Consider the following 23,579-nt stretch of genomic DNA (forward strand, 5'->3'; position numbering starts at 1 on the left):
ACATCACCCGGCCCGACCTGTGCGGCGAGAACATCCCCAGACGCGGCTGCGGTGCGGTGATGAACATCAGACACCAGTGCTCCGGCGCCACCGTCTGCATCACGATCACCGACTGCGGACCGCGCACCAAGGACTGGTGCGGCGAGGCCACCTGCTGCAACGGCGCCTGCCGCACCAACCGCGTCCTGGACCTGACCCCGGCCGCCTTCTCGGCGATCGGCAACCTCAGCTCCGGCAAGCTGCCGGTCTACATCTACGAGTGAGGGGGAGTTCGTCATGACGTACCGTCAGAAGGACGACGGCGGCTTGGGCCGGCGGCGCTTCCTCACCACGGCCGCGCTCAGCGGCGTCACCATCGTCGGCGCGTCGGCCCTCGGCGGCTTCGACGCCGACGCTGCCTTCGCCGCCGAGCCGTCGCTCGACCCGGCGATCCCCAAGTCGGCCTTCGTGGAGGGCCGGATCACCGGTATCACCGGCAGTGTCCTGGAGGTCGCGGGGTCCTACGGCGACCACGCCCGGGTCCAGATGACCAACGTCACCAGCGTCTGGAAGGTCCGGCCCACCACCGCGGCCGAGATCGAGATCGGGGACGGGCTGTACGCGCGGGGCGTCCCGATGCCGGACGGCACCGTCGCCGCCGACGCGGTGTGGGTGAACATCGTGAACATCGACACCACGATCCGCGGCATCGCGAAGAACCGGGTGCACTTCTCCCACGGGCAGCACGAGATCGTCGGCCACGTCCGTCAGGACACGACGAACGCCTCCTACGCGGGGCGCGCGCTCACCTCGGACCTGTCCCGGCTGCGCATCGGACAGAGCGCCCAGGTGCTCGGGGCCTGGCGGCCGTCCGACAACTCGGTGGACGTCGTCCGTATCTCCGTCGGGCACTGACGGCCGGATCCGAGGAGGAGAAGGGGAGGGAAGGATGCTCTCACTGACAAAGGGCCTCGTACCGCTGGTCCTCGCGGGTCTGCTGGGGTGGACCGGCGCGGTCAAGCTCTTCGACCGGGACACCGCGCGCCGGGCACCCAAGACGGCGCTGGCCCGGATGCTGCGCAGCAGCGAGCGGGCGGCGCTGGTGCTGCGCGGCACCGGCGCCGTGGAACTCCTGCTCGCCGCGGGGCTGCTGGCCGTACCGGCGAACCCGGTGCCGGGCGCGGCCACCGCCGTCCTCGGGGCCGGGTTCCTCGGCTATCTCGGCTACGGCCGGGCGCTGGCACCGGAGTCGTCCTGCGGCTGCTCCGCCAACGAGAACACCCCGATCACCTGGCGCGCGTTCGCGCGCGCCGCACTGGTGCTCGTGGGTGGCGCGACGGCGGTGGTGGCACACGGGGTCTGGTGGTCCACGCTCACCGAACGGCCCGGTGGCTCGCTCGTGTTCCTGGCCGTGGCGGTGGCCGTCCTGGTGGCGCTGTCGGTCGATCTCGACCGGTGGTGGCTGTTGCCGCTGCGCCGGCTGAGGCTGCGTGTCTTCGGGCATCCGCTCTTCGGCAGCGAGCCGGGGGACCGTGTGCCGGTCGCCGCCAGCGTCGAACTGCTGGAGAACTCCCTCGCCTGGCAGACCGCGTTCCCGGTGGTCCGGTCTGGTCTGCTGGATCACTGGGAGGAGGACGGCTGGCGGATCCTCCTGTACTCGGGCGTGTACGTCACGCGGGAGAACGCGCGGCCGGTCTCCGTGGTCTTCGCCCTGGACGCCACCGCCGGCCGCGACACCCCCGGCGATCCGGTGGTCCGCGTCAGCTTCATCGACGCGAACACCGGCGAACCACTGGCGGCGGACCTACTGAACGCGGTCCCACCCCGCAGGGCTCTGCCCACGCTCGGCTGACGGCCAGGCCCCCACACGGCTCACCGTCCCTGCGTATGTCCACGCAGGGACGGTGAGCTGTCCGCCTCGTGGTGTGGGCGCGGGTGATTTCGGTAGCGGGCCGGCTGTAGCTCAGTTGGTGAGGAAGCTGTGCGGGAGCGAGGGCTCGCGCTGGTGTGGGTGTAGGTGATCTCGATAGCGTGTCGGCTGTTTCGCCCAACCCACCTGCCCCACCAGGAGCCTGCTGTGACCCGCCGTCCAACCCGTGTGCTCACCACAGTCGTCGCCGGCACGGCGGCCGCACTGCTCCTCGCCGGTTGCGGAGGGAGCGACGGCGGCGCCAAAGCCAACGACAAGATCGCGGGCGCGGATACAGGGGGAGAGACTTCGGCTTCGCCGAGCGCGTCGGCCTCTGCGGCGGTGGAACGGCCCAAGATTCAGCTGCCGTCGGATCTGTCGTACACCTTTGACTGGCCGAGGACGGGGAACCAGGACAAGGACGCCGTGCTGGCCGACAGCGAGCAGGCGATCAAGTCGGTGGACCTTGCCATCGTGAACCAGAACCCGCTCGACGAGGCGTACCGGTTCTATTACGAGGGTGAGGCCGCGGCGCAGACGCAGCAGTTCATCGAGGCGTATGTGAAGGCCGAGGCGCGCGCCACCGGCAGCTACCGCTACTACAACCCGGTAGTCGATGTCAGCGGCCCCGACAGTGCGTCCCTTCTCTACTGTGAGGATCAGGGCAAGGCGTACGACCTGTACCTGAAGTCGAAGAAGGTCGACAAGACTCCCGTTACCAAGAACAGCTACGTCCTGTACAGCACCCGGCTGCACAAGAACGACAAGGGTGTCTGGACCATCGAGAAGCTTGCCTCGCAGAGGGGGAGCGCCAAGTGCCAGCCGTGACGGGGAGTCTACGGGGGCTGCTTGTGCTGGCCCTGATTGCCTCGACCTTCGCAGGTGCTTCTCCCGCCTTGGCGGACAACAAGATTGGCGGCGGTGCGCAGACGCCGTCCTCGGGGGAGGAGACTTCGGGCGGAGCCGACGGTGACACGATCTCCGCGACGGCCGGCGGCATTGTTTTCGATCGCTCCAAGAACGGCACCGGCAGTTCCGTGGGTCCGGTCGCCCCGGTTTCGTCCTGGACGCCGCCCGCCTGCTGGTATGCCCCCAAGTACACGCCGGAGCAACTGCAGAAGTACCTGGAGCCGATCTGGGAGGCGGAGTCCACCGGGCACGAGTGGGACGCCCAGCAGCGTGACCGGTACGTCGACGGCCACCCGTACAAGGACTTCAACAAAGACAAGTCCGGCAAGGGCTACTGGTGGGACTCGTACGTCAACAAGGACTTCCCGCCGGGTTGGGACAAGTGCGATGAGCCGATCTTCTGGGTCGATCAGGGCACTGCTCCGCCCGCGAACATCGAGAATGCCGTGACCCCACGGATCCTCGCCGAACTCGCCTACAACGAGATCCGTGTCCCCGGTACCGACGTGACGCTTGCCCCGGCGGGGGCGACCAAGGTGAATCTGCCGACCTGGGCGTGGCTGGACGGGGCGCGGTTCAGGCCGGTTTCCGTGACGGCTTCCGTGCCGGTGCTGGGGATTTCCGCGACCACCACCGCCGAGCCGGTCTCGTTGAAGATCGATCCCGGTACGGCGGACGCCGAGACCTACCCCGCCTCGGGGGTCTGCGCGATCAACGGTGGCCGTGTCGGTGAGGCGTACGCCAAGGGGAAGGCCGACCGGACGCCGCCCTGCGGGGTGAAGTACCTGCGGTCGTCCGGCGACGGCTCGTACCGGTTGCGGGCCACCATCACCTGGAAGATCCACTGGACGGGTACCGGCGGTACCGGCGGGGACCTGCCCGAGGGAACCTTCGGCAACACCCAGGACGTCACGGTTCAGGAGATCCAGGCCGTGAACCGCTGAGCCGAAGCCGGACAACCGAAAAACCGAAAAAGGGGCCCCTACGGCAGCGGGCCCCACCACCCGCGGTAGAGGGCGGTCCCGCGCCGCCCGGGGTCTACCGGTCCGGCCGGTGGGCGGGCACTGTGGGAGGGAATGGATTTCCGGCCTCCGACGATGCCCCGGCGAGGCCTGCCGGCCGGGGTGAGCCTAGGCGGTGACAGGCGCATGGCACTGGCTGCGGCCACGGGCCCGTACGAGCTGAGGTTCGACGCCGGGCGGGTCTGCCTGGATCTCCTCTCCACCACCCATCCCGTGGAACGGCTGGACTCCCTCGCGCCGCTGCGCGCGTGGATCACCGGATCGGGGCTGGTTCCGCCCGGCTGCCCGCTGGCGCACGCCGACGACTCCTGGCTCACGGGTTTCCGGGAACTGCGGGGAGATGCAGGGGAGTTGGTACGCGGATATCTCGCCCAGGAGTCCCGGGCGTACGATCTCGCGCTCGCCCGCGTCAACGACATCGCCCGTACGGCGCCGCCGGCACCCCGTGCCGTACGAGGCGAGGACGGCACCCTCGTACGCGAGTTGGCGGGCCCACCCGCGTGCGCGGCCCTGCTCGCGGCCGTCGCCCGGGACGCCGTGGAGCTGCTCACCGATCCCGCGGCACGGGCGGGCCTGCGCCAGTGCGAGGGCGACAACTGCCCGATCGTGTACCTGGACACGTCCCGGGGGCGCCGGAGGCGCTGGTGCTCCAGCGAGGTCTGCGGGAACCGCGAACGGGTGGCCCGCCACCGCCGACGTGCCGCCCTCACACAGCCGTAGAGGGGCAGGGAGCGACAACTCCCGGGCCTCATTTGCCGGTTGTGGGCATTCCGCGCCGAAGTGATTTCGGTAACACTCCGTTTGGTTCCCGCCAGGTGCGGGAAGCGCTCGCACCCCCGCTCCTGTGTCGGAAATGTAAAGACCAAGCGGGGGGAATGTGCGCCCATGTCCTCCCTCGTCACGGCACCCCCCAGAAATCCGTCGGCCGGTTTTGAACACGGCGTGCCCGAGATCCGTACCCGTCGGCGAGCGACCGACTGGGGGGAAGCCCCGGACACCGGAGGTGGGCGTGCGCAAGGATGCGGCCGTGGCCAATGAACGTGGATCGAGGGCCCGACATCGCATGTCCCAGTCCTCGGAACCTGATGAGGAGTTGATGCGTGCGCTCTATCGCGAGCACGCCGGACCTCTCCTCGCGTATGTCCTGCGGTTGGTGGCCGGAGACCGGCAGCGTGCCGAGGACGTGGTCCAGGAGACGCTCATCCGTGCCTGGAAGAACGCCGGTCAGCTCAATCGAGCCACCGGTTCGGTACGCCCCTGGCTGGTGACGGTCGCCCGGCGCATCGTCATCGACGGCCACCGCAGCCGGCAGGCCCGGCCGCAGGAGGTCGATCCGTCGCCGCTGGAGGTCATCCCCGCGGAGGACGAGATCGACAAGGCGCTGTGGCTGATGACGCTGTCGGACGCGCTCGACGACCTGACCCCGGCCCACCGGGAGGTGCTCGTCGAGACGTACTTCAAAGGGCGTACCGTCAATGAGGCGGCCGAGACACTGGGCATACCCAGCGGCACCGTCCGCTCTCGGGTGTTCTACGCCCTGCGGTCGATGAAGCTGGCACTGGAGGAGCGGGGGGTGACGGCGTGATGAGCGTGTACGGGGGATTCGGAACGGGTGGTGCGGGTATGTCTGGGGCCATGCAGGGAACCCCGGCTCCGAACGAGCACGAGACCGTCGGCGCCTACGCCCTCGGGATTCTCGACGACGCCGAGGCAACCGCTTTCGAAGCGCACCTCGCCACCTGCGAGTGGTGCGCCCAGCAACTCGACGAACTCGCCGGGATGGAGCCGATGCTGGCCGCGCTCGCGGACCTGCCGGGCTCCGGCGCACCCGCGGTCGGCGAGTCCCTTTCGGCCAAGCCCAGCCCGCGCCTGGTGGAGAAGCTCGTCGACGAGGTCGCCGAGCGCCGCGCCCAGAAGCGCCGGCGCGGCTTCTACATGGTCGCGGCGGCGGCAGCGCTGATCATCGGCGGCCCGCTGACCGCGGTCGCGGTGAGCGGCTCGGACGGCGGCGGCAGCACCACGGTGGCCGCGAGCCCCGCGAAGTCCGCCTTCGAGTCGATGCCCGACAAGGTCACGGCGACGGACCCGACGACGAACGTCACCGCGACGGTCGCCGTCGAGAAGAAGGACTGGGGCACGAACGCCGTTCTCGAGCTGAACAACGTCACCGGCCCGCAGAAGTGCTCGCTCATCGCCGTCGGCAAGAACGGCGAGCGTGAGACGGTCACCTCCTGGTCCGTCCCGAAGTGGGGCTACGGCGTCCCGAACGCCAAGACGGAGGAGGCCAAGGACCCCCTCTACGTCCGCGGCGGGGCGGCCCTGGAGCCGAACCAGATCGACCACTTCGAGGTGATGACCTTCGACGGGAAACGACTCGTCGAGGTACCCGCCTAGCTTCCGTGAGCGGGCCCCCTTCGCGTACGGTTGACGGCTGCCCAGCACGTCAGAAGGGGGCCCGGTGGCCGCACAGGCTCAACAGGATTCCGCGGTCGGATCGGTCCACGCCGCAGCGCACGAAGCGGCGCACGACTCCGTACGGGACCGAGAGATCGGTGTGGAACAGCAGCACCTGGACCGGGTGTACCGCCGTCTCGAGGAGAAGATCCACGAGGCCGAGTTCCTCATGCGCGACGCGGCCCAGCGCGGCCAGGTGGGCACACCCGGCGCGCTGGCCGAGCGCGACGCGCAGGTCTTCCGGGCGGGCGTCCACCTCAACCGGCTGAACAACGAGTTCGAGGACTTCCTCTTCGGCCGTATCGACCTGCTGCTCGGCAAGGACGGCAGGAAGGGCCCGGACGGCGCGTACACCGCGGTCGAGCCGGCCGAGGGCGCGGTCCGCGAGGACGGCACGGCGGACATCGCCGAGACCCTGCACATCGGCCGCATCGGCGTCCTCGACGAGGACTACGCCCCGCTGGTCATCGACTGGCGGGCACCGGCCGCGGCCCCGTTCTACCGCTCCACCCCGGTCGACCCGGGCCGGGTCGTGCGCCGGCGGGTCATCCGCTCCAAGGGGCGGCGCGTGCTCGGGGTCGAGGACGACCTGATGCGTCCCGAGCTGAAGGCCCACCTCGACGGCCGCGAACTGCCCGCGATCGGCGACGGCGCGCTGATGGCCGCGCTCGGCCAGGCCCGCGGCCACACCATGCGGGACATCGTCTCCTCCATCCAGGCCGAGCAGGACCTGGTCATCCGTGCCCCCGCCGCCTCGGTGACGTACGTCGAGGGCGGTCCGGGGACGGGGAAGACGGCGGTGGCGCTGCACCGGGCGGCCTACCTGCTCTACCAGGACCGGCGCCGCTACGCGGGCGGCATCCTGATCGTCTCCCCGACACCGCTGCTCGTGGCCTACACCGAGGGCGTGCTGCCCTCGCTCGGCGAGGAGGGCCAGGTCGCCATCCGGGCGATCGGCTCGCTCGTCGACGGCGCCGAGGCCACGCTGTACGACTCTCCGGCGGTGGCGCGGGCCAAGGGCTCGTACCGGATGCTGAAGGTGCTGCGCAAGGCGGCGCGGGGCGCGCTGGAGTCGAACGGCTCACCGGACCGGCTGCGGGTCGTCGCCTTCGGCCGCCGGCTGGAGCTGGAGGCCGAGGAGCTCGACCACGTCCGGCGCACCGCCCTCGGCGGCACGGCGCCGGTCAACCTGCTGCGCCCGCGCGCCCGCAAGCTGCTGCTTGACGCCCTGTGGGAGAAGTCGGGCGCCGCCGGCCGGCACACCGACGCGGAACTCGCCGCCGAGCTGCGCTCCTCCTTCGACGAGGACGTGACCGGTGAGGATTCCTTCGTCGCCTTCCTCGACGCCTGGTGGCCCGAGCTGACCCCGTCGGCCGTGCTCACCGCCATGGCCGACGAGCGGCGGCTGGGCCGCTGGGCGCGCCGGATCCTCAACCCCGGTGAGGTGCGCCGGGTGGCCCGCTCGCTGCGGCGGAACGGGTACTCGGTGCACGACGTCGCCCTGCTCGACGAGCTCCAGGCGATCCTCGGCACCCCGGCCCGGCCGCGCCGGAAGCGCGAACTGGACCCGCTGGACCACCTCACCGGTCTCGAGGAGCTGATGCCCGTACGCGAGGAGTCGCAGCGGGAGCGGGCGGAGCGCCTCGCGCAGGAGCGCACCGAGTACGCGCACGTCATCGTGGACGAGGCGCAGGACCTCACGCCCATGCAGTGGCGGATGGTCGGCCGCCGCGGCCGGCACGCCACCTGGACGGTCGTCGGCGACCCCGCCCAGTCCTCCTGGTCCGACCCGGACGAGGCGGCCGAGGCCCGCGACGAGGCCCTGGGCACCCGGCCGCGCCGCCGCTTCGAGCTGACCGTGAATTACCGCAACCCGGCGGAGATCGCCGACCTGGCCTCGAAGGTCCTCGCCCTGGCCATGCCCGGCTCCACCGCGCCGACGGCGGTGCGCTCCACCGGGGTGGAGCCGCGCTTCGCCGTCGTCCGGGGCTCCGTGGAGAAGAGCGCGCGGGCGGAGGCCGAGCGACTGCTGGACCTGGTGGACGGCACGGTCGGCGTGGTCGTCGCCATGAACCGGCGTGAGGAGGCCCGGCGCTGGCTGGCCGGGCTCGGCGACCGGGTGGTGGCCCTCGGCAGCCTGGAGGCCAAGGGTCTGGAGTACGACGCGACGATCGTCGTCTCGCCCGCGGAGATCGCGGACGAGTCCCCGGCCGGCCTGCGGGTCCTGTACGTGGCGCTGACCAGGGCCACCCAGCAGCTGACGGTGGTCTCCGGGGAGCGGGACGAGCCGGACGGGGCCGGGGTGCCGGATCTGCTGCGGGACTGAACCCGGGGTAACCGCAGCGACGGGAATGGCCATGAGGCATCCGTTTGTTAGCCTGGGTACGACACCGGCCCGATCCAAGCCCCCGGGCCCAACCTTCGTCGCTACGAGCGACCACTTGCCGCGAGGCGAGCATGGCGGGTCGGTGTCATACAAATCTCCAGGAGGCCCACGTCACTCATGTGACGTGGGCCTCTTTTGCCGCCTGCGCATCTTCCGTCCCTCGACAGTTCTCGTATGGTGGAATTCAGTTTCCGAAAACTGCACCTCTCGGTGAACACTACGTCCACAACCCGGGGCGGCTGGCACGTACTCGGGGGTAGGTGCGACGATCGGACGGCAGAACTTCGCGACACGGTGAAAGCAGAGGAAGTCGGCCATGGCAACGGCGCCCAGCGTCTCCTACTCGATGACCATCCGTCTGGAGGTGCCGGCGGGCGGAACCGCCGTATCGCAGCTCACCACGGCCGTGGAGTCCTCCGGAGGCTCGGTGACCGGCCTCGACGTCACCGCGTCGGGCCACGAGAGGCTCCGTATCGACGTCACCATCGCGGCCACCTCGACGTCCCACGCCGAGGAGATCGTCGAGAAGCTGCGCGGCATCGAGGGCGTCACGCTGGGCAAGGTCTCGGACCGTACGTTCCTCATGCACCTCGGCGGCAAGATCGAGATGGCGTCCAAGCACCCCATCCGCAACCGTGACGACCTGTCCATGGTCTACACCCCCGGTGTGGCCCGCGTGTGCATGGCTATCGCGGAGAACCCCGAGGACGCCCGGCGCCTGACCATCAAGCGCAACTCGGTTGCGGTCGTGACCGACGGCTCGGCCGTGCTGGGCCTGGGCAACATCGGCCCGAAGGCCGCACTGCCGGTCATGGAGGGCAAGGCGGCCCTCTTCAAGCGCTTCGCCGGCATCGACGCCTGGCCGATCTGCCTGGACACCCAGGACAGCGACGCGATCGTCGAGATCGTCAAGGCGATCGCCCCCGGCTTCGCGGGCATCAACCTGGAGGACATCTCCGCGCCCCGTTGCTTCGAGATCGAGGCCCGGCTGCGCGAGGCCCTCGACATCCCCGTCTTCCACGACGACCAGCACGGCACCGCGATCGTCGTGCTCTCCGCGCTGACCAACGCGCTGCGCGTGGTGGGCAAGTCGATCGACAGCGTGCGCGTGGTGATGTCCGGCGCCGGCGCGGCCGGCACGGCGATCCTGCGGCTGCTGCTCGCGGCGGGCGTGAAGAACGCTGTCGTCGCCGACATCCACGGTGTGGTGCACGCCGGCCGTGAGGACCTCGTCGGGGCCGCCCCGGACTCCCCGCTGCGCTGGATCGCGGACAACACCAACCCGGAGGGCCTGACCGGCACGCTGAAGGAGGCCGTGCACGGCGCGGACGTCTTCATCGGCGTCTCGGCGCCCAACGTGCTCGACGGCGACGACGTGGCCGCCATGGCGGAGGGTGCGATCGTGTTCGCGCTCGCGAACCCCGACCCCGAGGTGGACCCGGCAATTGCCCGTCAGACGGCGGCAGTTGTGGCCACCGGTCGCTCCGACTTCCCCAACCAGATCAACAACGTGCTGGTCTTCCCGGGTGTCTTCCGCGGCCTGCTGGACGCGCAGTCCCGGACCGTCAACACGGAGATGATGCTGGCCGCCGCGCACGCCCTCGCCGACGTGGTCACGGCGGACGAGCTGAACCCGAACTACATCATCCCGAGCGTCTTCAACGAGAAGGTCGCCGGCGCGGTGGCCGGGGCGGTCCGGGAGGCGGCCGCGAAGACGGAGGCAACGGCGTGACGATTGCCACGGCGTCGGGAAACCGGCGCGTCGCGAAGCACCCCACCGCCGGTGGAGCCTTATCGTGACGGCCAGGCTCGGGCATCTCTTCGTGTGACTCCCAAGGGTGTTCTCACGACTCCTATGGGTGCCGGATTGGCATTCGCGCCGCAGGTGGGGGCAGGATGCCTCTCTGGGCGCGAGGGTTCGGCGACGGACCCGGGTCCGGGGACTCACCGAGGAACCTGGCAGCATCGGCTTCGCTGTGCCCAACATGCGGCCTCGCCGCAACGGCAAGAAGAACACGGGAGTAACAACATGAACCGCAGTGAGCTGGTGGCCGCGCTGGCCGACCGTGCCGAGGTGACCCGCAAGGACGCCGACGCCGTGCTGGCCGCGTTCGCCGACGTCGTCGGCGACATCGTCTCCAAGGGGGACGAGAAGGTCACCATCCCTGGTTTCCTGACCTTCGAGCGCACCCACCGTGCCGCTCGCACCGCTCGCAACCCGCAGACCGGCGAGCCGATCCAGATCCCGGCCGGCTACAGCGTGAAGGTCTCCGCGGGCAGCAAGCTCAAGGAAGCGGCCAAGGGCAAGTGACCTCGCAGCCTCGTACGCCGCGGGACGGCGTACGAGGCGCTGCAGGCCGGCCCTCAGGCCACCACGACGCCCATGGGGCGGTCCCCCTCACCGGGGGCCGCCCCAACGTCGTACACACCTTCCCCCGGCGGCCACCGGGGCAGCGCGGATCAGCCGAGGGCCCGGCCGGGAGGCTGTGCCTGCCCGGGGGATGACCCCCGGACCCCCAGCCGGGGCGGCGTCGGCCGGCCCGGCTGGGGGATCGTGGATCAGCCGAGGGCCTGGCCGGGGAGTTCCACCTTGGCGCCCAGTTCCATGAGCTTCTCCATGAAGTTCTCGTAGCCGCGGTTGATCAGGTCGATGCCGTGGACACGGGAGGTGCCCTGGGCGGCCAGGGCCGCGATCAGGTAGGAGAAGCCGCCGCGCAGGTCGGGGATGACCAGGTCGGCGCCCTGGAGCCGGGTCGGGCCGGACACCACGGCGGAGTGCAGGAAGTTGCGCTGGCCGAAGCGGCAGTCGGAGCCGCCCAGGCACTCGCGGTAGAGCTGGATGTGGGCGCCCATCTGGTTGAGCGCGGAGGTGAAGCCCAGACGCGACTCGTACACCGTCTCGTGGATGATCGACAGGCCCGTGGCCTGGGTCAGGGCGACCACCAGCGGCTGCTGCCAGTCGGTCTGGAAACCGGGGTGCACGTCCGTCTCCAGCGCGATGGACTTCAGCTGGCCGCCCGGATGCCAGAAGCGGATGCCCTCGTCGTCGATCTGGAACGCGCCGCCGACCTTCCGGTAGGTGTTCAGGAAGGTCATCATCGACCGCTGCTGGGCGCCGCGGACGTAGATGTCGCCCTCGGTCGCCAGCGCCGCCGACGCCCAGGACGCGGCCTCCAGCCGGTCCGAAAGGGCCCGGTGGGTGTAGCCGCCGAGCTTCTCCACACCCGTGATCCGGATCGTGCGGTCGGTGTCGATCGCGATGATCGCGCCCATCTTCTGCAGGACGCAGATCAGGTCCTCGATCTCCGGCTCCACGGCCGCGTTGGACAGCTCGGTGACACCCTCGGCCAGCACGGCCGTCAGCAGCACCTGCTCGGTCGCGCCGACGGACGGGTACGGCAGCTGGATCTTCGTACCCCGCAGCCCCTTGGGCGCCTCCAGGTACTGCCCGTCCGCCCGCTTCTCGATGACCGCGCCGAACTGCCGCAGCACGTCGAAGTGGAAGTCGATGGGCCGGCCGCCGATGTCGCAGCCGCCCAGGCCGGGGATGAACGCGTGCCCCAGGCGGTGCAGCAGCGGCCCGCAGAACAGGATCGGGATGCGCGAGGAGCCCGCGTGGGCATCGATGTCGGCGACATTCGCGCTCTCCACCCGGGTCGGGTCGAGCACCAGCTCACCCGGTTCGTCACCCGGACGGACCGTCACCCCGTGCAGTTGCAGCAGACCGCGCACGACACGCACGTCACGGATGTCCGGAACGTTGCGGAGGCGACTTGGTTCACCTCCCAGCAGGGCGGCGACCATGGCCTTCGGTACGAGGTTCTTCGCACCGCGGACACGGATCTCGCCCTCCAGCGGGGTTCCGCCGTGGACAAGCAGTACGTCATCAGTGCCGTTGACGGTCATGTATCTCGCGTTCCGATGAGGTGGGCAGGGTCCGGCCGATCACTTCGGAGGGGGCCGGACAGACAGGGTAATCGCCATGCGCCCCCCTTCAGAAAGCCCGTCGGCGGCCCGGGTTGGCTCAGGACCCTGCGCCAACACGCCCCGTTGAGCACCGGGCACGTGCGGTCACCGCGGCCGCCGTGCGCCGGTGACGCTTCCGTGTCCCCTGAGCTGCGCTCACCCCCGTAGCCGGATTGGCTCCCCATGCGCAGGGAAGATGCGGGATCATGTCTGGCATGACCGAGGTGTCCTCGCTCACAGGGCGGCTGCTCGTGGCCACGCCCGCCCTGGCGGACCCGAACTTCGACCGTGCGGTGGTGCTCCTTCTCGACCACGACGAGGAGGGCTCCCTCGGTGTCGTCCTCAACCGTCCCACCCCCGTGGACGTGGGCGACATCCTGGAGGGCTGGGCGGATCTCACCGGGGAGCCCGGCGTCGTCTTCCAGGGCGGCCCGGTGTCGCTGGACTCCGCACTGGGCGTCGCCGTCATCCCCGGCGGCTCCGGCGAGGGCGCCCCGCTGGGCTGGCGCCGGGTGCACGGCGCGATCGGTCTCGTCGACCTGGAGGCACCTCCCGAGCTGCTGGCCTCCGCCCTCGGCTCGCTGCGGATCTTCGCCGGGTACGCCGGCTGGGGCCCCGGCCAGCTCGAGGACGAGCTGGCGGAAGGGGCCTGGTACGTCGTCGAGTCGGAACCCGGCGACGTGTCCTGCCCGTCCCCCGAGAGGCTGTGGCGCGAGGTGCTGCGCCGCCAGCGCAACGAACTGGCGATGGTCGCCACATATCCGGACGACCCTTCGCTCAACTGATGCCCGGGCCCTTCAGTACCCTTGCCGTATGAGCACTCTCGAGCCCGAGCGCGGCACTGGTACGGGTACCCTCGTCGAGCCGACGCCGCAGGTGTCCCACGGCGACGGCGACCACGAGCGCTTCGCCCACTACGTCCAGAAGGACAAGATCATGGCGAGCGCCCTCGACGGTACGCCCGTCGTGGCGCTGTGCGGCAAGGTGTGGGTGCCGGGCCGCGACCCGAAGAAGTACCCCGTCTGCCCGCTGTGCAAGGAGATCTACGAATCCATGAGCGGCGGCGGCGAAGGCGGCGACGACAAGAAGAAGTAACCGGCTCCCCGCTCGGCAGAGACTCGCAGGGCCCCCGAGGCGCGCTCCGGCGTGCCTCGGGGGCCTGTGTCGTCGGACGGCCTGTGCACGATGTGCAACGCTCGTTGCGCTGCGTCGCGGCCGACGCTACCCATGGGTGGCATGACCGACGTGATTCCGGCCCCGCGCGCCGCGGCCGGCTCCCCGGACCGCGCCGTACCGCTCGACCGGGGCACCACCCTGTGGGCCGCCGAGGGCACCGGCGGCACCGAACGCTGGCTGCGCGGCACGCTCGGCTCGGCCCTCGGCCTGCCCCTCCCGCCCGGCGCCGAGGACGACCCGGACTCCGTACGGCTGCGCCTGGACGACTCCCTGGAGCCCGAGGCGTACCGGCTCGCCGCCGTCGCCGGCCGGGGCGTCGAGATTCGCGGCGGCTCCCCGGCCGGGGTGTTCTGGGGTGCGCAGACCCTGCGCCAGCTGCTCGGCCCCGACGCCTTCCGGCGCGCCCCCCTGCGGCCGGACGCCGCCCACGCGGTCCCGGCGGGGGTGATCGAGGACGCCCCCCGCTTCCGCTGGCGCGGCCTGATGCTCGACGTGGCCCGCCACTTCATGCCGAAGGACGGCGTCCTGCGCTACCTCGACCTGATGGCCGCGCACAAACTCAACGTGCTGCACTTCCACCTGACGGACGACCAGGGCTGGCGGATCGAGATCAAGCGGTACCCGAGGCTGACGGAGGTCGGCTCCTGGCGGGCGCGGACGAGATTCGGCCACCGGGCGTCCCCGTTGTGGGAGGACAAACCGCACGGCGGCCACTACACCCAGGACGACATCCGGGAGATCGTCGCCTACGCGGCCGAGCGGCACATCGCCGTCGTCCCCGAGATCGACGTGCCCGGGCACTCGCAGGCCGCCATCGCCGCGTACCCGGAACTCGGCAACACCGACGTCGTCGACACCGCCGCCCTCACCGTCTGGGACGACTGGGGCGTCAACCCGAACGTCCTCGCCCCCACCGACACCACCCTGCGCTTCTACGAGGGCGTCTTCGAGGAACTGCTCGACCTGTTCCCCGCGGACGCCGTGACGTCCAACGGCTCCTCAGGGTTCTCGCGGTTCCTCCACATCGGCGGTGACGAGTGCCCCAAGGAGCAGTGGCGGGCCTCGCCCACCGCGCGGGCGCGGATCGCGGAACTCGGACTGGCCGGCGAGGACGAGCTCCAGGCCTGGTTCGTCGGCCACTTCGACGCCTGGCTCACCGCGCGCGGGCGCAGGCTCATCGGCTGGGACGAGATCCTGGAGGGCGGCCTTGCGGCGGGGGCCGCGGTGTCGTCCTGGCGCGGGTACGCGGGCGGGATCGCCGCCGCGCGGGCCGGCCACGACGTCGTCATGTGCCCCGAGCAGGAGGTGTACCTGGACCACCGCCAGGCCCCGGGCGAGGACGAGCCCGTGCCGATCGGTTTCGTGCGCACCCTCGAGGACGTCTACCGGTTCGAGCCGGTCCCCCCGGAGCTGGACGCGGCCGAGGCCCGCCATGTGCTGGGCGCGCAGGCCAACGTGTGGACCGAGGTGATGGAGGATCAGGCGCGCGTGGACTACCAGGCGTTCCCCAGACTGGCCGCGTTCGCCGAGGTGGCCTGGAGTGCCCTGCCCGCCCCGGCGGAACGGGACTTCCCGGATTTCGAGCGGCGGATGACCGCCCACTACGGGCGTCTGGACGCCCTGGGCGTCCGCTACCGGCCGCCCACCGGGCCGCACCCGTGGCAGCGGCGCCCTGGCATCCTCGGGCGGCCCCTCGACGGCCCGCCGCCGAGGTAGCGGAACGGCCGGCTCCGCCCGCCGTCTCGAACAGGTGCCGGAAAAAGACCGCAAGAGTCAGCGAAGAGTGGGAATTCGCTCGCATCGGTGATGGTGTGCCAAAACGGACCATGTCTCCGATGAGGTGGGCGAATGCCACCTAGCGGACCCCTGTCTTCGGGCCCTGCGAAGATGTGCCAGAGTTGCCACGTCCGCCTTGTCGGCACGTACCGTACGGCAGCACAGGTGGGACCAGTGGGGGCAGCGGGAAGGGGCAGCCGGTTTTGACCACGCACGCACCTCAGGCGGCGCAGGCCGTCACGCTGCCCACGACGCTGAACGAGGCGGTGGCGGCACTCGCCGCCATGCCGGCCGCGGTGCCCGTGGCGGGCGGCACCGACCTCATGGCCGCCGTCAACTCGGGGCAGCTCAGGCCCACCGCGCTGGTCGGCCTCGGCCGGATCAGCGAGATCCGCGGCTGGCAGTACCAGGACGGCCACGCGCTGCTCGGCGCCGGCCTCACCCACGCGCGCATGGGGCGCCCCGACTTCGCCGCGCTGATCCCGGCGCTGGCCGCTGCGGCGCGCGCCGCGGGCCCGCCGCACATCCGCAACGCGGGCACCCTGGGCGGCAACGTCGCCTCCGCCGCCCCCACCGGGGACGCGCTGCCGGTGCTGGCCGCCCTGGAGGCGATCCTGATCATCGCGGGCCCGGGCGGATCCCGCCGCGAGATCCCGGTGTCGCACCTGCTGGCCGGCGTGGAGATGCTCCGTGCGGGCGAGCTCATCGGCTACGTGCGCGTGCCGCTGCTGCACGCGCCGCAGGTCTTCCTCAAGGCGACCGGCCGCACCGGACCGGGCCGCGCGGTCGCGTCCGTGGCACTGGTCCTCGACCCGGCCCGGCGCGGGGTGCGGTGCGCGGTGGGCGCCATAGCGCCGATGCCGCTGCGGCCGCTGGACGCCGAGCGCTGGGTGGCCCAGCTCATCGACTGGGACAACGGCCGCGTGATCGTCCCGGAGGCGCAGAACGCCTTCGGCGAGTACGTGGCCGCGGCCTGCATCCCCGATCCGGTCCCGGCCGAGGACGGCTCCGTGCAGCAGCTTCCGCCCGCCGTACTGCACCTGCGGCGCATCGTCGCCGCGCTGGCCCGACGAGCACTGGGGAGGGCGCTGTCGTGACCGACGACCAGCACGCGGAGGGCACGCCGGGCAGCGGCGGCCGATGGGACCCGCTGCCGCAGGGCGAGTACGACGACGGCGCCACCGCGTTCGTGAAGCTGCCCGAGGGCGGCATCGACGCCCTCCTGGCCGCCCACAGCCCGCTCGCGGCGCCCGGCCACGGCTACGTGCCGCCGCCGATAGCGGTCACGCCCGCCCCACCTGCAGCGAACGACCCGGCGGGTACGGGCAGTTGGGCCGCGCCGGGCACGCCCGCCCAGGGCGCCCAGTGGCCCGACCCGAACGCCGTGCCGCAGGACGCGGGCGCGGGCGACCGGTTCACGTACCGTCCGGAGGCCACCCAGCAGTGGAACTTCGACGAGACGCAGGCGGGCCAGGCGGGCCCGGCCGCTCAGGCCCCTCCCGCGCCCGGACAGGACGTGACCGGACAGTGGTCGATCCCGGTCGCCGGGGGTGACATCCCGGACGAATCAGGCGAGTTCACCACGTCGTCGCTGGTCCAGCAGTGGGGCGGTACCCCTCCGGCCACCCTCCCCGGCGGCGCGGCCGCCCCGTGGGCCACGGAGGAGGTCGGCCAGGCCTGGAGCCGCCCCCGCACCGAAGCCGAAGCGCCCGGACAGCCCGGCGAGCCCCCGGCGGGCGGCCCGCACGGGAGCGCACCGACCGCGAACGCCTACGAGAACGGACCGACCGGCACCGCGTTCCCGGCCGGAGGGCCGGGCGGTGACGGACAGGGTGCCGGGGCGGCCGAGGCGGCGTACGGCACACGCGCGGACGTGGGGTTGCCGGGGGCTTCCCCTGCGGACGGTGTGGCCGGTGGTGGTTCCCCGGCCGGGCGGCCGGACGGTGGCGGACACGGTGCCGGGGCGGCTGAAGCCGCGTACGGGACGGTGGCGGACGGCTCGCGCGCGGACGTGCGGTTGCCGGGGGCTCCCGCTGCAGGTGGTGTGACCGGTGGTGGTTCCCCGGCCGGAGGGCCCGGCGCGGCCGCGTATGGTGCCGGGGCGGTCCAGGATGCTTACAGGGCCGGGACTTCGGCGGACGGCGCGCGTGAAGGAGAGCCGACGGCTCCGGGCGCGGGCCGTGCGGACGGCCGTCCGGCGGGAGTTCGGCAAGCGGGCGAGGAGCCGGCGGCGGAGGCCGCCCGGCCGTTCCCGCCGACCGTGACCGGCCCCGGCGCGGACACCGCCGCCGCTCCGGGACCGGGGGCTGCGCACGGACAGGGCACCACCGGCTCCCCGGCGGAGCGGCAAGCCCAACTCCGCGCGGAACACGGCGTCCAGGCCTCGCCGCCCCGGTCCGAGTCCCCGGCCGAGTCCGGCGCGCACTCCCCGCGGCCGGCCTCCGGCGCGGTCGAGGCCGGCGAGGCCGGCGAGGACGTCCGAGGGGTCATGGAGGCCGCCGAGGGGCCCGCCGAGCCGCCCGCGTGGCCCGGCTCGCCCCAGGAGTCCGAGTCGCCCTCCCGGGTCGCCGGAGAGCCCGTCACGGGCTCCGGCTCCGCGGCCCCGGACGGCGCGGCCGCCGGCCCGGACGCCGGACAGCCGGACGCCGCCACCGAGGAGGACCCGCCTCCCGCGCCCCCGCAGGACGAGCACCCGCTCGCCTCGTACGTGCTGCGCGTCAACGGCGCCGACCGGCCCGTCACCGACGCCTGGATCGGCGAGTCGCTGCTGTACGTGCTGCGCGAGCGGCTCGGGCTTGCGGGCGCCAAGGACGGCTGCTCGCAGGGCGAGTGCGGCGCCTGCAACGTACAGGTCGACGGACGCCTGGTCGCCTCCTGCCTGGTGCCCGCGGTCACCGCGGCCGGCAGCGAGGTGCGCACGGTCGAGGGACTGGCCGTGGACGGGCAGCCCTCGGACGTGCAGCGGGCGCTCGCCCGGTGCGGCGCGGTGCAGTGCGGCTTCTGCGTGCCCGGCATGGCGATGACCGTGCACGACCTGCTGGAGGGCAACCCGGACCCGACCGAGCTGGAGACCCGCCAGGCACTGTGCGGCAACCTGTGCCGCTGCACGGGCTACCGGGGCGTCCTCCAGGCCGTCAAGGAGGTCGTCACCGAACGCGAGGCGCACACCGCGGCGGACGAGGCCGAGCAGGAGGCCGACGAGCCGCGCATCCCCCACCAGGCGGGTCCGGGCGCCGGCGGGGTCCACCCCTCCGCGTTCGACACCCCGGCACCGCACGACCCCTACGGCCAGGACGGAGGCCAGGCGTGAGCAACGAAGCCGCCACCGCCGCCGCGGAGACCGCCCCCGCGCCCGAACCCCTGCCGCACGGTCTCGGCTCCTCGCTGCCGGCCGCCGACGCCCGCGCCAAGACGGAGGGCACCTTCCCGTACGCGGCCGACCTGTGGGCCGAGGGCCTGCTGTGGGCGGCCGTACTGCGCTCGCCGCACCCGCACGCGCGCATCGTGTCCATCGACACGGCACACGCGCGCGAGATGCCCGGCGTACGGGCCGTCGTCACCCACGAGGACGTCCCGGGCCGCCCGGTGTACGGCCGCGGCACGCCCGACCGCCCGGTGTTCGCCTCCGAGGTCGTACGCCACCACGGCGAGCCCATCGCGGCCGTCGCCGCCGACCACCCGGACACCGCGCGGATGGCCGCCGCCGCCGTCATCGTCGAGTACGAGGTGCTCGACCCGGTGACCGACCCCGAACAGGCCTTCGAGGCCGAGCCGTTGCACCCCGACGGCAACCTGATCCGACACATCCCGCTGCGCCACGGCGACCCGGAGGCGGCCGGCGAGGTCGTCGTCGAGGGCCTGTACCGCATCGGCCGCCAGGATCCGGCCCCCATCGGCGCCGAGGCCGGTCTCGCGGTGCCCCGCCCCGACGGCGGCGTGGAGCTGTACCTGGCCTCCACCGACCCGCACGCCGACCGCGACGCGCTCGCCGCCTGCTACGGGCTGGAACCCGAGCGCGTGAAGATCGTCGTCACCGGTGTGCCGGGTGCCACGGCCGACCGCGAGGACCAGGGCTTCCAGCTCCCGCTCGGCCTGCTGGCGCTGAGGACCGGCTGCCCGGTGAAGCTCACGGCGACCCGCGAGGAGTCGTTCCTGGGCCACACCCACCGCCACCCGACACTCCTGCGCTACCGCCACCACGCCGACGCCGAGGGCACGTTGGTCAAGGTCGAGGCGCAGATCCTGCTGGACGCGGGCGCCTACGCCGACACGTCCTCCGACGCCCTCGCCGCCGCCGTGTCCTTCGCCTGCGGTCCCTACGTCGTCCCGAACGCCTTCATCGAGGGCTGGGCCGTGCGCACCAACAACCCGCCCTCCGGCCATGTCCGCGGCGAGGGCGCGATGCAGGTGTGCGCCGCCTACGAGGCGCAGATGGACAAGCTGGCCAAGAAACTCGGCCTGGACCCGGCCGAGGTGCGCCTGCGCAACGTCATGGCGACCGGCGACGTGCTGCCGACCGGCCAGACGGTGACGTGCCCGGCCCCGGTCGCCGAACTGCTCCAGGCCGTACGGGACCACCCGCTGCCGCCACTACCCAAGGACGTCCCCGAGGACGAGTGGCTGCTGCCCGGCGGCCTCGAGGGAGCGGGCGAACCGGGCGCGGTGCGCCGGGGCGTGGGCTACGGCCTGGGCATGGTGCACATGCTCGGCGCCGAGGGCGCCGACGAGGTCTCCACGGCGACCGTGCGGGTCCAGGACGGCGTGGCGACGGTGCTGTGCGCGGCGGTGGAGTCCGGCCAGGGCTTCACGACGCTCGCCCGGCAGATCGTCCAGGACACGCTCGGCATCGACGAGGTGCACGTGGCCCCGGTCGACACCGACCAGCCGCCGGCCGGCGCCGGCTGCCGCGGCCGCCACACCTGGGTGTCGGGCGGCGCGGTGGAACGCGCGGCGAAGATGGTCCGCACCCAGCTCCTCCAGCCGCTCGCCCACAAGTTCGGCATGTCCACCGAGCTGCTCCAGATCACCGACGGCAAGATCACGTCGTACGACGGCGTGCTGTCGACCACGGTCACGGAGGCGCTGGACGGCAAGGAGCTGTGGGCGACCGCCCAGTGCCGCCCGCACCCCACCGAGCCGCTGAACGAGTCGGGCCAGGGCGACGCCTTCGTGGGCCTGGCCTTCTGCGCCATCCGCGCGGTGGTGGACGTGGACATCGAACTGGGCTCGGTGCGGGTCGTGGAGATGGCTCTCGCCCAGGACGTGGGCCGGGTGCTCAACCCGGCCCAGCTGGCCGCCCGGATCGAGGGGGGTGTCACCCAGGGCGTGGGCATCGCCCTCACCGAGAACCTGCGCACCCCGCGCGGACTGGTCCGCCACCCCGACCTCACCGGCTACGCCCTGCCCACCGCCCTGGACGCGCCCGACGTCCGGATCGTGAAACTGGTCGAGGAGCGGGACGTCGTCGCCCCCTTCGGAGCGAAGGCGGTCAGCGCGGTACCGGTGGTGACCTCCCCGGCGGCCGTCGCCTCCGCGGTGCGAGCCGCCACGGGCCGTCCCGTCAACCGCCTGCCGATCCGCCCGCAGGCCGCGGTCGTGACCACGCAGTGAGCGGTGTTCGCCCGCGGTGACCCGGGCCGGAAGGGAACGCCGGGCGCCCGCCCGGCGTCTTCCGTTCTGGGGCGTTGTCAGTGAGGGGGCGTAGTCTTCGGGCAGTGGAGACGAGGGCCGTCGCCCGAGGCGCGGCGCCGGACCCGCCCAGCCCGGGACGCCGTCCGTTCCGGAACCTGAACCGAACCGCACGGGGGAGCGATGAGCACGACCGACACCGTTGTCAGGGTGATCACCCTGCCCGAGGCGGGCCGCGATCTGCGCCGCGATCTGCGCCGCGGGTACGGCGAGTTCGCGTTCCGCCCGGCGGCGGCTCCCACCCGTCCGGCGGCCCGTGTCCGCCCGGCGGTGCCGGCCGTGAGGCCCGGCACCGCCTCCGGGCTGACCCTCGACCTGCGCGCCCGCCTGCTGCACCGTGAGTTCGGCCACGGCCGGATCGCGCGCTACGAGGAAGTCGACTTCCCCGCCACGCTCACCCACGAGCCCACCCGCCGCTTCCTGCGCGACACGGGCCTGCCCGAGGACGGCGTACTCCTCCAGTCCGACACCGACGTACCCCTGCCGACGCTCGCCGAGTTCTGCGCCGACGAGTGCCCCGACGACTTCTGGCCGGACGAACTCCCCGCCCGCGCACACCAGTTGATACGCCTCGGACGCTTCGCCGGCGGCAGCAGCCTGCTGGTCGACGGCACCACCGGCGCGGTCCTCACCTGGACCGGCCCCGAAGCCGCCCCGGCCCCCCTCACCAAGGACGTCTCCACCCTCGCCTTCACCCTCTGGCTCCTGCGCCGCCGGGCCGCCCGCCGCTGAACCGCTCGGTCGCACGGCCTACGACCAAGGTCCCGGCCACGGGCCGACTCCCGACAGGGGCCAAAGTGGGCTGCGCACCTTACGCTGGCGACCATGAGCGCCCTGGAACCACGCGACACCGAGGTCGCGGACATCTCTGACAGATCCGGTCCCCACGACGTGGCGACCGACACCGTGCTGAGCCGCAACCACCGGGCGCTGAGCATCGGGATCGTCTCCGTCGTCCTGCTGATCGCCTTCGAGGCGACCGCCGTCGGTACGGCGATGCCCGTCGCGGCGCGGGAACTGGACGGGGTGTCGCTGTACGCGTTCGCGTTCTCCGGGTTCTTCACCACCAGCCTGTTCGGGATGGTCCTCTCCGGGCAGTGGTCGGACCGCCGGGGCCCCCTGGCACCGCTGACCGCGGGGATCGGCTCGTTCGTGGCCGGGCTGCTGCTGGCGGGAACGGCGAGCACGATGTGGGTGTTCATCGCGGGGCGGGCCGTGCAGGGACTCGGCGGCGGCCTGGTGATCGTCGCCCTGTACGTCGTCGTCGGCCGGGCCTACCCCGAGCGGCTGCGCCCGTCGATCATGGCGGCGTTCGCCGCGGCCTGGGTGGTCCCGTCGATCGTCGGCCCGCTCGCCTCGGGCGCCGTGACGGAACACCTGGGCTGGCGCTGGGTGTTCGTCGGCATCCCGGTGCTCGTGGTGTTCCCGCTGGCCATCGCCCTGCCGCAGATACGGCGGCGGGCGGGCGGCCCGGTGGGGGAGAGTGCGGGGGAGGGCGCTGAGCGGTCCTCCTTCGACCTGCGCCGCATCCGGCTCGCCCTCGGCATCTCCCTGGGCGCCGGGCTGCTGCAGTACGCGGCCCAGGACCTGCGCTGGCTGTCGCTGCTGCCCGGAGTGGCGGGGGCCGCGCTGCTGGTCCCGGCCGTGCGGGGGCTGCTGCCGCGCGGCACGTACCGGGCGGCGCGCGGACTGCCGTCCGTGGTGCTGCTGCGTGGGGTCGCGGCGGGCTCGTTCATCGCCGCCGAGTCCTTCGTGCCGCTGATGCTCGTCACCCAGCGGGGGCTGTCCCCGACGCTCGCCGGGTTCTCCCTCGCGGCGGGCGGGGTCACCTGGGCGCTGGGCTCATGGGTGCAGTCGCGGCCGCGGATGGCGCAGCACCGGGAGCGGCTGATGACCCTCGGGATGGTGCTGGTGGCCGCGGCCATCGCCGCCGCGCCCAGTGTGCTGATCGAGGCCGTCCCGGTCTGGACGGTCGCCGTGGCCTGGGCCTTCGGCTGCTTCGGCATGGGCCTGGTCATCGCCTCCACCAGCGTGCTGCTGCTGCGGTTGTCCGCCCCTGAGGAGGCCGGCACCAACTCCGCGGCCCTGCAGATCTCCGACGCCCTCTCCAACGTCGTCCTGCTCGCCGCGGGCGGCGCCGCCTTCGCCGCGCTCGGCGGCGGCACGGTGGCCCACACGACCGCGACGACCTCCGCCTCCCACCCGGCGGCGTTCGCGGTGGTGTTCCTGCCGATGGCGGCGGTGGCCCTGGCGGGGGTGTGGGTGACGCGGCGGCTGCGGGTTCACTCCTGACTGGTACCACTTTGACCCCACC

Annotated in this window: 20 protein-coding genes; 19 read left to right on the top strand and 1 reads right to left on the bottom strand. The window is 72.4% G+C overall.

Going from position 1 to position 23,579, the window contains the following annotated elements; translation table 11 throughout:
* The first annotated feature begins 59 nt into the window (after nt 1-59).
* The 11 genes from ACWEK3_RS02000 to ACWEK3_RS02050 all read left to right on the top strand — a co-directional run bounded on the left by ACWEK3_RS02000 (nt 60) and on the right by ACWEK3_RS02050 (nt 10,970).
* On the top strand, nt 60-263 hold the full coding sequence (locus ACWEK3_RS02000; RefSeq protein ID WP_324838204.1) for an RlpA-like double-psi beta-barrel domain-containing protein: 204 nt from the start codon (nt 60-62) through the stop codon (nt 261-263).
* A gap of 13 nt (nt 264-276) precedes the next feature.
* Nucleotides 277-894 (top strand): cell wall protein, encoded by a 618-nt coding sequence (locus ACWEK3_RS02005; protein WP_450540371.1) that lies wholly within the window; start codon nt 277-279, stop codon nt 892-894.
* Between the two features lie 34 nt (nt 895-928).
* Entirely contained in the window at nt 929-1,831 is a 903-nt protein-coding gene (locus tag ACWEK3_RS02010; protein ID WP_450540373.1) for a MauE/DoxX family redox-associated membrane protein, read from the top strand.
* 225 nt (nt 1,832-2,056) lie between these two features.
* Nucleotides 2,057-2,716: a hypothetical protein gene (locus tag ACWEK3_RS02015; RefSeq protein WP_453248678.1), complete on the top strand. Its 660-nt coding sequence runs from the start codon at nt 2,057-2,059 to the stop codon at nt 2,714-2,716.
* A complete protein-coding gene (locus tag ACWEK3_RS02020; protein WP_453248679.1) occupies nt 2,704-3,741 on the top strand; it encodes a hypothetical protein in 1,038 nt (345 codons plus the stop codon). Before ACWEK3_RS02015 ends, ACWEK3_RS02020 begins: the two co-directional genes overlap by 13 nt.
* 204 nt (nt 3,742-3,945) lie before the next feature.
* A complete protein-coding gene (locus tag ACWEK3_RS02025; RefSeq protein ID WP_453248680.1) occupies nt 3,946-4,539 on the top strand; it encodes a CGNR zinc finger domain-containing protein in 594 nt (197 codons plus the stop codon).
* Between the two features lie 343 nt (nt 4,540-4,882).
* The gene (locus ACWEK3_RS02030; protein ID WP_019056398.1) at nt 4,883-5,404 is read left to right on the top strand and encodes a sigma-70 family RNA polymerase sigma factor; all 522 of its coding nucleotides are present in this window, start codon (nt 4,883-4,885) and stop codon (nt 5,402-5,404) included.
* A complete protein-coding gene (locus tag ACWEK3_RS02035; RefSeq protein WP_450540380.1) occupies nt 5,404-6,213 on the top strand; it encodes an anti-sigma factor family protein in 810 nt (269 codons plus the stop codon). Before ACWEK3_RS02030 ends, ACWEK3_RS02035 begins: the two co-directional genes overlap by 1 nt.
* Before the next feature lie 64 nt (nt 6,214-6,277).
* The gene (locus tag ACWEK3_RS02040; protein ID WP_450540382.1) at nt 6,278-8,599 is read left to right on the top strand and encodes a HelD family protein; all 2,322 of its coding nucleotides are present in this window, start codon (nt 6,278-6,280) and stop codon (nt 8,597-8,599) included.
* Between the two features lie 376 nt (nt 8,600-8,975).
* Nucleotides 8,976-10,391 carry an NAD-dependent malic enzyme gene (locus tag ACWEK3_RS02045; protein ID WP_361415027.1) on the top strand — a complete coding sequence of 472 codons (1,416 nt, stop codon included), beginning with the start codon at nt 8,976-8,978 and terminating at the stop codon, nt 10,389-10,391.
* A gap of 297 nt (nt 10,392-10,688) precedes the next feature.
* Nucleotides 10,689-10,970, top strand: coding sequence for an HU family DNA-binding protein (locus ACWEK3_RS02050; protein ID WP_003990598.1), 282 nt, complete (start codon nt 10,689-10,691; stop codon nt 10,968-10,970).
* Nucleotides 10,971-11,218: 248 nt separating this feature from the next.
* On the opposite strand, the gene murA is transcribed toward ACWEK3_RS02050, so the two are convergent.
* The gene (murA, locus tag ACWEK3_RS02055) at nt 11,219-12,565 is read right to left on the bottom strand and encodes a UDP-N-acetylglucosamine 1-carboxyvinyltransferase (RefSeq protein ID WP_376396418.1); all 1,347 of its coding nucleotides are present in this window, start codon (nt 12,563-12,565) and stop codon (nt 11,219-11,221) included.
* Between the two features lie 275 nt (nt 12,566-12,840).
* Here murA and ACWEK3_RS02060 point away from each other — a divergent pair, with 275 nt between their 5' ends.
* The 8 genes from ACWEK3_RS02060 (at nt 12,841) to ACWEK3_RS02095 (ending at nt 23,557) form a co-directional block, all read left to right on the top strand.
* A complete protein-coding gene (locus ACWEK3_RS02060; protein ID WP_361415031.1) occupies nt 12,841-13,410 on the top strand; it encodes a YqgE/AlgH family protein in 570 nt (189 codons plus the stop codon).
* A 28-nt stretch (nt 13,411-13,438) separates the two neighbouring features.
* On the top strand, nt 13,439-13,720 hold the full coding sequence (locus ACWEK3_RS02065; RefSeq protein ID WP_141360526.1) for a DUF3039 domain-containing protein: 282 nt from the start codon (nt 13,439-13,441) through the stop codon (nt 13,718-13,720).
* A gap of 141 nt (nt 13,721-13,861) precedes the next feature.
* Nucleotides 13,862-15,517, top strand: a complete 1,656-nt coding sequence (locus ACWEK3_RS02070) for a beta-N-acetylhexosaminidase (RefSeq protein WP_450544582.1) — start codon at nt 13,862-13,864, stop codon at nt 15,515-15,517.
* Between the two features lie 263 nt (nt 15,518-15,780).
* Entirely contained in the window at nt 15,781-16,674 is an 894-nt protein-coding gene (locus ACWEK3_RS02075) for an FAD binding domain-containing protein (RefSeq protein WP_450544580.1), read from the top strand.
* Complete coding sequence (locus tag ACWEK3_RS02080) at nt 16,671-18,887, top strand: 2Fe-2S iron-sulfur cluster-binding protein (RefSeq protein WP_453248681.1); 2,217 nt, start codon at nt 16,671-16,673, stop codon at nt 18,885-18,887. Before ACWEK3_RS02075 ends, ACWEK3_RS02080 begins: the two co-directional genes overlap by 4 nt.
* Nucleotides 18,884-21,187: a xanthine dehydrogenase family protein molybdopterin-binding subunit gene (locus ACWEK3_RS02085; protein ID WP_453248682.1), complete on the top strand. Its 2,304-nt coding sequence runs from the start codon at nt 18,884-18,886 to the stop codon at nt 21,185-21,187. Before ACWEK3_RS02080 ends, ACWEK3_RS02085 begins: the two co-directional genes overlap by 4 nt.
* A 201-nt stretch (nt 21,188-21,388) precedes the next feature.
* A complete protein-coding gene (locus ACWEK3_RS02090; RefSeq protein WP_450544575.1) occupies nt 21,389-21,997 on the top strand; it encodes an SUKH-4 family immunity protein in 609 nt (202 codons plus the stop codon).
* A 93-nt stretch (nt 21,998-22,090) separates the two neighbouring features.
* Nucleotides 22,091-23,557, top strand: a complete 1,467-nt coding sequence (locus tag ACWEK3_RS02095) for an MFS transporter (protein ID WP_453248683.1) — start codon at nt 22,091-22,093, stop codon at nt 23,555-23,557.
* The last annotated feature ends 22 nt before the right edge of the window (nt 23,558-23,579 follow it).

It is taken from the genome of Streptomyces sp. NPDC004721 (assembly GCF_053601495.1).

Bases quoted from the DNA above. Each gene is read 5' to 3' on its own strand.
- ACWEK3_RS02000 (WP_324838204.1), top strand. From the start codon at position 60: ATGAACATCAGACACCAGTGCTCCGGCGCCACCGTCTGCATCACGATC.
- ACWEK3_RS02005 (WP_450540371.1), top strand. From the start codon at position 277: ATGACGTACCGTCAGAAGGACGACGGCGGCTTGGGCCGGCGGCGCTTC.
- ACWEK3_RS02010 (WP_450540373.1), top strand. From the start codon at position 929: ATGCTCTCACTGACAAAGGGCCTCGTACCGCTGGTCCTCGCGGGTCTG.
- ACWEK3_RS02025 (WP_453248680.1), top strand. From the start codon at position 3,946: ATGGCACTGGCTGCGGCCACGGGCCCGTACGAGCTGAGGTTCGACGCC.
- ACWEK3_RS02030 (WP_019056398.1), top strand. From the start codon at position 4,883: ATGTCCCAGTCCTCGGAACCTGATGAGGAGTTGATGCGTGCGCTCTAT.
- ACWEK3_RS02035 (WP_450540380.1), top strand. From the start codon at position 5,404: ATGAGCGTGTACGGGGGATTCGGAACGGGTGGTGCGGGTATGTCTGGG.
- ACWEK3_RS02045 (WP_361415027.1), top strand. From the start codon at position 8,976: ATGGCAACGGCGCCCAGCGTCTCCTACTCGATGACCATCCGTCTGGAG.
- ACWEK3_RS02050 (WP_003990598.1), top strand. From the start codon at position 10,689: ATGAACCGCAGTGAGCTGGTGGCCGCGCTGGCCGACCGTGCCGAGGTG.
- murA (WP_376396418.1), bottom strand. From the start codon at position 12,565: ATGACCGTCAACGGCACTGATGACGTACTGCTTGTCCACGGCGGAACC.
- ACWEK3_RS02060 (WP_361415031.1), top strand. From the start codon at position 12,841: ATGACCGAGGTGTCCTCGCTCACAGGGCGGCTGCTCGTGGCCACGCCC.
- ACWEK3_RS02065 (WP_141360526.1), top strand. From the start codon at position 13,439: ATGAGCACTCTCGAGCCCGAGCGCGGCACTGGTACGGGTACCCTCGTC.
- ACWEK3_RS02070 (WP_450544582.1), top strand. From the start codon at position 13,862: ATGACCGACGTGATTCCGGCCCCGCGCGCCGCGGCCGGCTCCCCGGAC.
- ACWEK3_RS02090 (WP_450544575.1), top strand. From the start codon at position 21,389: ATGAGCACGACCGACACCGTTGTCAGGGTGATCACCCTGCCCGAGGCG.
- ACWEK3_RS02095 (WP_453248683.1), top strand. From the start codon at position 22,091: ATGAGCGCCCTGGAACCACGCGACACCGAGGTCGCGGACATCTCTGAC.